Genomic DNA, 11,045 nt, shown 5'->3' on the forward strand with positions numbered 1-11,045 from the left:
GGCATCGGCTCCGCCGAAGGTTCCCTCGGGTGTCAGCGCTCCAGCAGGCCGTCGGCCAGGGATCGGGCCAGCCACTGCTCATACTCGTCGAGCGACCAGCCGCGGTCGCTCACGAGCAGCTCGTAGACCTCGGGTGAGATCAGCGTCCAGACGAGGTCGCGGGCCCGGTCGTGATCCACACCGGGGCGCAGGCCGCCGGTCTCGGCCAGGTGACGCGTGATGGCGGTGGCGCCGGCCAGGCGCTCCCGGTTGACGGTCTCGCGAAACAGCGAGAGCTCGGGGTCGCCGCCCCGGGCGCCGGCGAGCAGTTTGGCCAGCAGCGGCCCCACCCGCTCGCTGATCCGGCGGGCGGCGAAGGCGTAGCGGGCGAGTTTGTCGCGAGGGTCGGTGGCGGCGAACACCGCGCGGTGCTCGGGCCGGTCGATCATCGGGATGGGATCGTCGTCGCCGGCCAGCGTGACGTCGTACACGCCCTTGATCAGGGCCGCCTTGGTGCCGAACGTCTTGTAGACCGTCTCGACCGAGACGCCCGCCTGCCCGGCGACATCGCGCATGGTGATCGCCAGGGGGCCGCGCTCGACGAGCAGATCCCGGGCGGCGTCGAGGACGCGACGGCGGGTGAGCCGCGCCTGTTCGGCACGGCCGGTGTTGTCGTACACACGACGAGGCATTGAGTACCGCCCAACAGTATCGAATACTGCTCAACAGTATCCGATATCTCTGGAGGAGGCATCATGCGCACCTTGGACGTCGATCTCTGCGTCCGGTCCATGACAATCATGGCGTTCGGCGACCTCGGCGAACTGGACGATGTCGTTCACCCGCGGGCGACCAACCGGGAGGCGAAGGACGAGCCGCCGGCCTGCCGGGGGCAGGGGCCGGCCGCTTTCGCGGCGACCGCCCGGTGGCTACGGGCCGCCTTCGCCGATCTGAACTTCGACGTTCACGACACGGTCGCCGACGGCGACCTGATCGCGGTGCACTGCACCATGTCCGGCCGTCAGATCGGCCCGTTCGTGGCTTACGACGAGCGCGGCGAGGTGGCACAGGCTTTCCCGCCGACCGGCCGCGCCTTCGCCATCACGCAGACCCACTGGTTCCGGATGAGCGACGGTCAGGTCATCGAGCACTGGGCCAACCGGGACGATCTCGGCCTGGCGGCCCAGCTCGGCTGGGTTCCGCCCACTCCCGCCTACCTGTGGCGGATGGCCCGGGCCAAGCGTCACGCCCGCCGCAATCCGCCGAGCTGATCCCCGGCGACACCGCCCGTCCCGCCGCTGCCCGCCCGGCATTCTCCGCGGCACGGGGCAGGACACGGCTCAGCGCCGGGCGTCGCGGGTCACGACGGCCGGGAGGTTGGACCACCAGCGTGCGGCGCGGCGGACCTCGCCCGGCATGGCGGGATCGTGGCGCACGCGGGCGAGCCAGTCCTGCCGGCCGGAGATGCCCAGCGCGTAGGTCAGGCCGTGCCGGCACGCGGGGCGCCGCAGGGCCGTCGCCCAGAACAGATCGGTGCTGTCGCCGGGCACGTGGGCAAGGCTCCAGGCCGCCGAGGCGGCGGTTTCGGCGGGCAGGCCGGGTGCGGCGACAAGCGTTTCGACCGTACGCCGGTGGCGGCGCCCGGCGACGAAGGGCAGCGCCTCGAGCAGGGCCGCGGACAGGGCCGGATCGCCGGCGACGACCGCCTTTCGCAGCTCGGCACAGCAGGCGTCGGCCAGGTCGCGGCGGAACGGGTTGGCGCCGAGCATCTGCGCGGCATGCAGACGTACGTCGGAATTGGCCTCGAAAAGCATCTCACCGGCCAACCGGGTCAGCATGTCGTCCGGCGCGCGGTCGGCCCTGGACTGCGCCGGCGCGGTGACGCGATCGACGACGGCCCGCGACCGGCCGCCCCCATCGGCGGGCGCCGGGTCCCGGTCCGAGGTCGCCCGCAGCCGGGTGAGAGCGACGGCACGCAGTCGCGGCGGCAGGCTGCCGAGCAGTTCACCGGCGAGCGGCCGCACGGCGGCCGACCGGCCCGGGTCGGTGAGCATGTCGAGCACCGCGGCGGTGATCCGGCGGAGCTGGTCCGGGCTGAACTGGCGGCATCGCACCTTGACCGCACCGGCCAGCAGCGCCCCGCGAAGCGCGCGCTCGCCGGCCGGCTCGGTGATCTGACCGGCGAGCAACGCGGCGACCGCCGGCTCGTCGACCACGTCGAGCACGGCCAGCGGCTCGATGACGATCTGGGACGCCGGGTCGCGGACGACGGCGGCGCACGCGGCGACGACGTGCGGGCGGCTCGCCGGCAGCCAGAGCAGCCGGTGCGTGGACTCGCTCCGCTGCCGCCAGGCGTCGCCGTCCGAGATCAGTTGCTCCGAGAGCAGCCGTTGCGCCAGCGCGTCCCACGACCGGCCGGGCATGACCACATGGGTGAAGGCGGTGAGCAGCACGGTCAGCTCGTCCCAGTCGGCGCCGGTCATCTCGCCGCCGAACAGCGCCAGGTCGAGCAGGTCCTCGGCGCGGGTGAGCGCCGCCCGGTCGCCCGTCCGGACCTGACGATCCAGACGGGAGGGCGCCGGCCGGCCCGCGCCGTGCCGATGGACGCCGTCCACGATCGCGACCAGGCTGTTGCGGGGCAGATCCAGGACTTTCTCGTACGCCACGATCGCGCGGTACGGCACCGCCACGCGGCCGCTCTCCCAGCGGCTGACCTGACCGGCGGACGCGGCACAGCCCGCCCCGCCCAGTTCGGCGGCGAAGCCGGCCAGACGGACATCCCGCCCACCGGAGGCGAACCGGCGGTTGACCCGAAGCAGCCACGCGATCCGCTCGTGGCATCCGGGAACGGCCGACGTCAGCCGCCCCGCCCGATGCGGCCGCCCCGGCCCCGACGATCTGGTACCCACCGCCACGTGGCGGACAGTATGCGTCCAACTACCCAAAGAGAACAGATTTGTTGCCGACCCGACCGGGCGCCGCAACAAATCGGCACTTGATCGACGCATCGCCATACGGTGTCGCTTCGTCCTCGACGGCGCGATGGGAGACCGACATGACAAGCCCCGAACGCTTCGCCCGGCCCGCGATGGTGATGGCGCTGACGCTGACGCTGCTGTCCGCGTGCAAGGACCCGTTGCAGCCGAGCCAGGACGACCCGAATGCCTGGCGTGACGGCGTCAGTTCCATCTGCAAAAATCGGCAACCGCTGTACAAATACGTGAATATCAATCTGGACAACGCCCGTACACCCGTCCGGATCTACGTCTTCCGATGCCGGGAGCACCCCGCAAAGCCTCGCCAGGATCAGCTGGAGGTGCTGGACGGCCGAGGAGACCTGCACGAGGCGCGGCGCCTGACGACCGACTCCGCCATCCTCCCCAGCGAGAAACGCGACGTCTACGACGGCTGCGTGTGGTTCACCCACAACAGGCTCCTCATCGCGAAGTCGGATGGCCTGGTGATCAAGATCGGCACCTGGGACAACGCCACCAAAACCATCAAACTGACTTCCCTTCCGCCTTCCTCCACCAAGACCATCCCCTGCGAGGAAGCCAGGTGGCAGGGCCACCACCCCTGACCAGAAGCCGCAGGTCAGGACATCGGTGACGGCGCATAGTGGCGGGCGAGGTCGGTGGCGAGGGCACGGAGGTGACCTCTCGCTTCGGCGGGGCCGTGCACCGTGACGGCGCTGCCGAACGGCAGCAACGCTCGTACGTCCTCCAGATGCGGGAAGCGAATCGTCACCTTGTGGCCGGCGGCGGACTCTTCATCGTTGTCCCGGACGAGTCGTGGGCCGAAGATCCGGTGCGCTCGCTCGATCTGGGCCTGGTCGATGGTGGCGCTGACCTCTATCGCGTGGTCCTGTGCCCACTGGCCGACGAGCGCCGCGGCGACGGTGGCCAGGGTCTGGTTCGGGCGGATCCGTCGCGGCTGGTCGACTTCTTTCCACGTCGTGATCCGTTCGAGTCGGTACATCCGAGGCACTCGGGCCCGGTCGGCAACGAGATACCAGACGCCGGCCTTGGCAAGCAGCCCGTAGGGATCCACGACCAGTTCCCGGGGGCCTGACTCGCGTGAACTGTCGTACAAGATCCGTAGCCGGCGGCCTCGCCGCACCGATCCGATCAGCGAAACCGGAGTCGCGCCGGAAGCGCGGGCCTGGAGCCAGGGACGGCTGTCCACGTGCACGACATCGGTGAGCGGCAGGAGCTCATGAACTCGACGTGACCGTGTCGCGGCGAGCTTGGCCAGCGCGCGCCGGCTTTCGCCAGGTGCGCCGAGCTCCGTGCGCTGCTTCTCGTCCAGCCCGGCGAGCGAGAGATGATCACGCTCGCCGGGCGTGAGCCGCATGAGGTCGAACCCGGACCCGGGCAGCAGGGTGACGCCGCCGAGACGGCCCCGGTGCGCGGTCACCGGCAGACCGGCGTCGCGGAGCCAGTTCAGGTCCCGGGTGATGGTTCGCAGGGAAACCCCGAGCGCCGAGGCGAGTTCCTGCGTGGTCGAGCCGTCCCTCGATTCGAGCAGCAGCATCAGGGCGAAGAAACGGTCGGGGGTCACCCACCGAGCTTTCCAGGAAATTGCGACACGATGCGGCGCATATTCCGGCCAGGCTGATGGACGCGCGCCTCCAACCAGCGAGAAGGAACAACCATGACCACATCCGTCGTGTCCATCGTCTACGTGAACGACGCTCCCGCCGCGGCTCGCTTCTACGGCGACCTCCTCGGCATCAGCCCTTCGCTGGAGACTCCGGAATACATCACCTTCGACCTCGGGCCCGGCGCCGGCCTGAGCCTGTGGTCGGGCCAGTTCGAGGATCTGTCGCCGGACGTCCCGCGTACCAGCGAGGTCTGCCTGGCCATCGAAGGCGGACGCCCCGACGACATCAACGCGGTCTTCGAGCAGTGGCGGTCCAAGGGCGTGACGATCCTGCACGAGCCACACGACGCGGGGTTCGGCCTGACCTTCGTCGCCGCCGATCCCGACGGGAACCGCATCCGGGTCGCACCGAAGGACTGAAGGCGTCACGGTCATAGCCGAGCTGAGTGCGCTCAACTTTCAAGCTATGGCCTTGTTCGAGGCCTACGCACGAGACGTTTGTACAGGTTGGACCTTCCGGGCCTGCGGGCCCGGATCGTGCTGTCGGCCCGAACGGCGCCGTTTAGACCACGACGCATCTGGTGGCGCGGGCTCACGGGCACCGGGGCGGCCTCGGGCGTGCCGACCGGTGGCGGCGCCGCGATGACCGCGGCCGTGTGCCCGCAGACGTGGGCGCGACGATGCTGGCGGCCGCACGCCCCGAGAGTAACGTTAAGAAACTTTAAGGAACGCTCGCTCAGCGTCATGAACTGCTGCACATCGCTGCTCGTATATCTCGGCACAAGCAGTACCGGGACGAATGGGGAGCCGTGCATGTATCGACGCGGAGTCAGCAGCTATCGACGCGGAGTCAGCGGCCGGACGCGCAAGCTGGTGATTGGAGGAGCCGCCGCAGCGCTGCTCGGCTCGGCTCTCGCAGTCGGCACGGGGATGAGCCAGGCCGCCGAACAGGGCGACGCCGGAGCCGGCTCCGGCAACATCAGCGCTTTGGTGCCGGCGCTGGGTTTCAGCCCGGGCGATCCGAACGCGACGGCCGACCGCGTGGGCCCCACCGGGGTAAATGTCCCCGGTCGCTGCCCACCCACTCAAGCCCAAGTGAACGCGCAGGTAGCGCTCAAGAATGCGAACCTTCCGAGTGGAACGGACCTTGAAAGCCGCATCCAACGTTTTGAAAAGACCTTGTCGGCGATTCAAGACTTGAAATGCCCCGCATCTTCCACCACTCTGCTGGGCCGCCTGAATTCCTTGACCGCGCTGCGCGGAAACGCGAACCGCGATGACGTCCTGCGCGGTTTGGGTTTGAACGAAACGCCAGCGGACAAAGCCGCCGCCGCAGGATCCGGTGACGCGGCCGCGAGTGGAGCGACGGGGAACGCCGGAGCCGGCTCCGGCAACATCAGCGCTTTGGTGCCGGCGCTGGGTTTCAGCCCGGGCGATCCGAACGCGACGGCCGACCGCGTGGGCCCCACCGGGGTAAATGTCCCCGGCCGCTGCCCACCCACTCAAGCCCAAGTGAACGCACAGGTAGCGCTCAAGAATGCGAACCTTCCGAGTGGAACGGACCTTGAAAGCCGCATCCAACGTTTTGAAAAGACCTTGTCGGCGATTCAAGACTTGAAATGCCCCGCATCTTCCACGACTCTGCTGGGCCGCTTGAATTCCTTGACCGCGCTGCGCGGAAACGCGAACCGCGATGACGCCCTGCGCGGTTTGGGTTTGAACGAAACGCCAGCGGGATAATCGGTTCGCAGAGCGGCGCCGCATTCAACGGCAACCTGATCCTTCGCGGATCCTGATCCACCGCACGGAACCGCCACGCCGGAGGCCCTCGCACCACGGGAGGTCTCCGGCGCGTCCGTGTGCGGGCCATGCGCGCGGTGATCTTCGGCTACTTCGGCACGCTGACCGACTCCGGCGCTGAGGAGGATCGCGAGCCCCTCTCCCACCGCACCGGCGAGCTGCTCAGCGTCTGCCGGCCACGGCTCCGGGAGGCGCTGGCCGGGAGCTTCGGCGAGCGCACCATCGGGGTCAACCGCGGGACGGAGAGCACGCTGAGGGCGGCGACGCGTTCCCGCGTAGCGAACTCGTCATCCGCCCAGCTCCCCGTCGCGCTCGCGCATCTGCGGGTGCCGAGAACCTCATCCGCCCTGATCACAGCCATCTCACTGCCGACGTATGCCGGTGTGACCCGGGCTGGTTCCACCGACCGGATCTCGGTGACGCCGATGAGTGACCGGGACTATCAGGCCCAGATCCTGGTGCTGCGGTATCAGATCATGATGCTCGAGCGACAGCTCGGTGGCGGCCGGGTTCGGTTCGACCCAGCCGACCGGGCGTGGCTGGCGGCTCTGCCGCACCGGCTACCGTCAAGGTCGCCGCGTCCACCGTCTGGGAGATCCTCAACGACGCCGGCGTCGGCCCGGCACCCGAGCACGAACAGCACCTGGACGACGTTTCTACGCTCCCAAGCACAAGTACGTCCTCGCGGTGATCGAACACGCCACCCGCCGCGTCCGGATCCTCGGCGTCACACCCCATCCCAGCGCCGCCTGGGTCGCCCAGGCCGCCCGGAACCTGAATACCCGGCCCTGCTCGACTCCATCCGCGCCGACGCCGGAACCGAGAACGTACTCACCGGCGTCCGCATGCCCCGCATGAACTCGATCATGGAACGGTGGATCCCCTCCCGCCGCCGACCGCTGCGAGCACTACCCGACCCGACCACCGAGCCGGCGGCCCTCGCGTCTACATGTCCATCGACACGACCGACTCGGCAGACTCTTGCACAAATACGAGCATGCCGCCTGACCAGCACGGATGACATCGTCGGCACCCGCACGGCCCGTGACGGCCGTACCCGCTGCGGTCGATGCCCGCAGAGCCGCTGACTGGGTGAGCCGTTCCCGTTGAAACGGTCCGCCCAGCGGGCCGTTCCGAGTCCGCCCAGGCGTGGACGTGCACACCGGCGGAACAAAGAGGCAGCCGTCGACGTCACCGGAGGACGGATTCCCACCCCACCTCGACGGGCCGGCCGGTGACGGCCACCGAAACGCCTGGAGCGCGACGCCACTCAGCGCTCCTAACTCACTTGTCGTAGTCGTCCCGGCCGAGCTCGGCCGCACCGGACGGCCGGACGGCCGTCACCGGCTGACCGTGAGCACTGAAGGTCATCGTCTGGCTCAGCAGCCCGTCCCCCTTGGCCGAGACGTCGGTCTGCATCGACGCTAGACGGCCGTGCGCGTCGACGGTCGCGGTGTAGTAGACGACGGCCTGCTTCTGGGCGAAAACCATCCACGGCGCCCCCACCGGCGTCCCATGGTCGCCGCTGACCAGCGACGAGCCTTTGAACGACCGTGGACCGGCGCGCTGCACTTCGATGAGGCCGGCCACGAAGCCGCTCACCCCGATCGGGTCCTTGGGGTCGACGACCCGGAAGCTATGTCCCGCCTCCAGCCGGCTCATGTCGGCGTGCACCCACGGCCCGGCGTCCCGGTTCGCCGTGTAGCTGTCGTTGCCGATCACGATCGCCTTGCGGGTCTTCGCGCCGGGACCGCCGGTGATGACGGTGGTCCTCGTCTGCGTGCGCGCCCGCGGATCCACGGCGCCCGACATCTTGATCTTCTGCTTGTCCCAGTAGTCACCGGTCATGGTGAACCTGTAGGTGGTCGTCCCGAGCCGCTGCAGCGCCGCACGGAACTCTTCCCGGGCCGACTGCGGCGACGGCGAGGGGCTGGCCGTCACCGCCGAGGGTGACAGCGGTGCCGTAGGGGCCGCTTCGGCCTCGGGGCCGGTGCACCCGGCGAGCATCATTCCGGCCAGCGCGATGGTCAGGCGCGTTCTCATTCGTTCCTCCGCGAAGGCTCCGCATCGATGTTCGTGCGGGTGCCGCGCCCGACACCGTAGATCATTTCGGATCTTGCGTGGGGCGGGAGGATCGCGCGGCGGCTACTGGTGACCTCTCCGGGCGAAAGCACACGAGGCCACCACAACGAACCGGCAGAAGGGGGTCTGACGGCCCTTCCACCGCAGCTCAACGCCCCTAGGGGCGGCGAGCAAGCAGCAAGGAAACACGATCAGGGGACCGGCTCCGAACGCTCGATGTAACGCCGATCGGGAGCGATGCTCCTTACCCCGGGAGCAGAAATGCTCCCGAACTTCGGGAGCTATCTACGTTCTGGTCGGCGGACACCCGCCTGACCTGCGGAAATATGTGGGCGATACTGGGATCGAACCAGTGACCTCTCCGGTGTGAACGGACGTCCAGCAACTCGCTGACCAGCACAAACGAAAACCACCTGCAGAAACCCGATGCAGTTCGCAGCAGCTCAGAGCCGTTGAGCGCAGTTCAACGCAATTGGGAGCACCCTGCTGCTCCCAACCTGCTCCCATTTGCCGCGCCGGCGCCACGACCGGCGATCGAGCACGCAGACCCACCGGCAGACGCAGATGGCGCAACAACGGACGCTACCTGAGCAATGCCGGGTCCCAGCGCACTTGTTCGGCATCATCAATGCTCGGGCACCGGAAACCACCACAGCCAGCACCGCCCACGACGATGACAGCAAGCCTGCCACCGTTGTATCGCTGCTCGACTACAGCCACCCAAACGAGCGGACCGAGGCTGGGGCACCTGACCGGACAGCCAAGAACCGCAGACAACTCTGAACTGACCCGGAACTAAAAGCCCGATTTGTCCACCCACCTGCACACGTTCCGGTGCAGAATGCTTCGACGGCCGCTCTGACGCGGCCCCGAAGACCCTGCGGCGCAACGCTTCCCACCTTTGAACGTTCGGCACCTCCGGTGTAACGAATCGGCTGCTGCCCACTGTCGAATTCGAGTTCCCACCGGTCGCCTTCCACATCAGTCCACAAAATCTGGATCTTAAGAACACCGGTTAGGCTTGCCAGCTCCGTCGGGGGCGGCTGGTTCTTAAACTCGCGGAAGTGCACCGTCCACCAGAGGTCTGCGGTGCCACCGCCTGACGGAAGCGCCGGGCATGAAGCGAATTTGTCGTCGCCGACAAACTTCCCGGTATGGCGATGGGTCATCACCCCTTTCACGTGGGTTATGGGTGAATGCCCGTAGTTGCCGACTTTTAGCTTCAGCTCAACCGAAACGGGTGACACCTTCGCCGTAGGTCCATGGATCACCACGGTGCGCGCTTGCGCCTCTTGAGCGGAGCGTCGATCATTCTTGGCTTGCTGTAGGTCCTGGCGCCGCTTGCCCGCCTCGGCGCGGACTCCCTTGCCGGCATAAAACAACGCCCCTACCGTGCCGATGCCTCCGATCCAGGTGCCCCACGCTTCCCACCAGTCGGCCTCGATGGCGAAGCCGAGGAAATGCCACGTTGACGCCACGGCATCAGAGCGTAGTGCGCGCATGCTTAATTGCCCATCAGCACAACTTGACCACCAAGGAAGGCATACGGCACCGAATCTCACTGGCGACGCCTCACCCTCGCACGTCGCTGTCGAGCATGACGCCCACACGACCGGGGCGCCTGTTACACCGGCGGCTCCGACGGGCTTCACCGTGTGTTCGCCGACCGCGGTCCGCGAGGGGAAAAGGCTTCCGTCGTCGCAGCGTGTCCGCGACAGCCAGTACGCCGGCGGCCTCACGCGAACCATTCTGGGCCTGACCCGATTCGACCCTGTGCGTCGAATCGGGTCAGGCTCAGTGGTCCTGGCTTACCTGAGAACGCTCACTCCCGTGATCCTTCAACCGCGCCGATCGTCGTCTGGATGCAGTTCCGTTGACCGGAGGAGTTGCCCCGCCCAGCCGGACCGCGGCGGGGCAACTTGCCGGTAACGGCGGGCCTCCGTGCGGGCTTGAACCGAGCGCGAACGGCAGGTCCAAGCCTGGGGCGCACCCCTCACAAGCCGTTGCTGGGGCGCGCTCCTGAACCCCATCTCGGTTCGAATACGACGCAATTGGTTTGCCGCCAAGAAGGCAGGCTTAGGTAAATCGGCTACGTCCGCGTGAAGAAAAAAGGACTGACCACTTTCGTAATTGACGATTACGCGATCTTCTTCCTGGCTGCGCTAAGAGCCTTTTTGGCCGCTGCGGAGATCCCGCCATCCGAATGATTTGCGGCCACCTCAATGAGTTCGATGGAGCCGGCCGGATCAAGGCTCGCGAGTACAGCCAGGGCCTGCGCCGCCACCGAATGGTCTTCGACCACGCCTTTTAAAACTGAGACAGTGCGCTCACTCTTCTTGCCTATCCGCCGCAACGCCATTACCAGCATCTGCCGGGACTTTCCGTAACTTGGGTTCTCTACGAGGTCTAGAACGCGATCGGCATGACTTGGAACGGATGTGATCTCTATCGCGTTACCCACGATCCACTGGAGCGTTCCGCTCGTACGAGGAAAGAGATCAAGCATAGTATCAGCCGCCTGAGGGCGAGCCTCGCGAACGCTTAGAGCCCGAACGATGCCCTCCAGGAGCCGATCTCGGTCA

The 11,045-nt window shown here is 67.7% G+C and carries 10 protein-coding genes; 4 read left to right on the top strand and 6 right to left on the bottom strand.

All coding sequences use genetic code 11. The features are described from left to right. Positions 1-32: 32 nt before the first annotated feature. On the bottom strand, positions 33-671 hold the full coding sequence (locus ACFY36_RS19315; RefSeq protein WP_499747340.1) for a TetR/AcrR family transcriptional regulator: 639 nt from the start codon (positions 669-671) through the stop codon (positions 33-35). Between the two features lie 63 nt (positions 672-734). On the opposite strand from ACFY36_RS19315, the gene ACFY36_RS19320 reads away from it, so the two are divergent. Further along, a complete protein-coding gene (locus ACFY36_RS19320) occupies positions 735-1,250 on the top strand; it encodes an ester cyclase (RefSeq protein ID WP_499747341.1) in 516 nt (171 codons plus the stop codon). A 69-nt stretch (positions 1,251-1,319) separates the two neighbouring features. On the opposite strand, the gene ACFY36_RS19325 is transcribed toward ACFY36_RS19320, so the two are convergent. Beyond that, a complete protein-coding gene (locus ACFY36_RS19325; protein WP_499747342.1) occupies positions 1,320-2,894 on the bottom strand; it encodes a hypothetical protein in 1,575 nt (524 codons plus the stop codon). Positions 2,895-3,034: 140 nt separating this feature from the next. Here ACFY36_RS19325 and ACFY36_RS19330 point away from each other — a divergent pair, with 140 nt between their 5' ends. After that, positions 3,035-3,559, top strand: a complete 525-nt coding sequence (locus ACFY36_RS19330; RefSeq protein ID WP_499747343.1) for a hypothetical protein — start codon at positions 3,035-3,037, stop codon at positions 3,557-3,559. Between the two features lie 14 nt (positions 3,560-3,573). On the opposite strand, the gene ACFY36_RS19335 is transcribed toward ACFY36_RS19330, so the two are convergent. Continuing rightward, positions 3,574-4,539, bottom strand: coding sequence for a helix-turn-helix transcriptional regulator (locus ACFY36_RS19335; protein ID WP_499747344.1), 966 nt, complete (start codon positions 4,537-4,539; stop codon positions 3,574-3,576). A gap of 93 nt (positions 4,540-4,632) precedes the next feature. Between ACFY36_RS19335 and ACFY36_RS19340 the strand changes: the two genes are divergently transcribed. Continuing rightward, on the top strand, positions 4,633-5,001 hold the full coding sequence (locus ACFY36_RS19340; protein ID WP_499747345.1) for a VOC family protein: 369 nt from the start codon (positions 4,633-4,635) through the stop codon (positions 4,999-5,001). Between the two features lie 393 nt (positions 5,002-5,394). Beyond that, entirely contained in the window at positions 5,395-6,321 is a 927-nt protein-coding gene (locus ACFY36_RS19345) for a hypothetical protein (RefSeq protein ID WP_499747346.1), read from the top strand. 1,344 nt (positions 6,322-7,665) lie between these two features. On the opposite strand, the gene ACFY36_RS19350 is transcribed toward ACFY36_RS19345, so the two are convergent. From ACFY36_RS19350 to ACFY36_RS19360, 3 genes are all read right to left on the bottom strand, one after another. Beyond that, positions 7,666-8,424: a hypothetical protein gene (locus tag ACFY36_RS19350; protein WP_499747347.1), complete on the bottom strand. Its 759-nt coding sequence runs from the start codon at positions 8,422-8,424 to the stop codon at positions 7,666-7,668. A 749-nt stretch (positions 8,425-9,173) separates the two neighbouring features. Then, complete coding sequence (locus ACFY36_RS19355) at positions 9,174-9,941, bottom strand: hypothetical protein (RefSeq protein ID WP_499747348.1); 768 nt, start codon at positions 9,939-9,941, stop codon at positions 9,174-9,176. Positions 9,942-10,600: 659 nt separating this feature from the next. After that, on the bottom strand, positions 10,601-10,969 hold the full coding sequence (locus ACFY36_RS19360; RefSeq protein WP_499747349.1) for a hypothetical protein: 369 nt from the start codon (positions 10,967-10,969) through the stop codon (positions 10,601-10,603). Positions 10,970-11,045 lie beyond the last annotated feature (76 nt).

The sequence above is a fragment of the Actinoplanes sp. NPDC000266 genome, from assembly GCF_042899005.1.
In the GTDB taxonomy this organism is placed as follows: Bacteria; Actinomycetota; Actinomycetes; order Mycobacteriales; family Micromonosporaceae; genus Actinoplanes.

Excerpts from the sequence above, each read along its gene's own strand:
- ACFY36_RS19330 (WP_499747343.1), top strand. The coding sequence starts at position 3,035 with ATGACAAGCCCCGAACGCTTCGCCCGGCCCGCGATGGTGATGGCGCTG.
- ACFY36_RS19350 (WP_499747347.1), bottom strand. The coding sequence starts at position 8,424 with ATGAGAACGCGCCTGACCATCGCGCTGGCCGGAATGATGCTCGCCGGG.
- ACFY36_RS19340 (WP_499747345.1), top strand. The coding sequence starts at position 4,633 with ATGACCACATCCGTCGTGTCCATCGTCTACGTGAACGACGCTCCCGCC.
- ACFY36_RS19345 (WP_499747346.1), top strand. The coding sequence starts at position 5,395 with ATGTATCGACGCGGAGTCAGCAGCTATCGACGCGGAGTCAGCGGCCGG.
- ACFY36_RS19320 (WP_499747341.1), top strand. The coding sequence starts at position 735 with ATGCGCACCTTGGACGTCGATCTCTGCGTCCGGTCCATGACAATCATG.
- ACFY36_RS19315 (WP_499747340.1), bottom strand. The coding sequence starts at position 671 with ATGCCTCGTCGTGTGTACGACAACACCGGCCGTGCCGAACAGGCGCGG.
- ACFY36_RS19360 (WP_499747349.1), bottom strand. The coding sequence starts at position 10,969 with ATGCTTGATCTCTTTCCTCGTACGAGCGGAACGCTCCAGTGGATCGTG.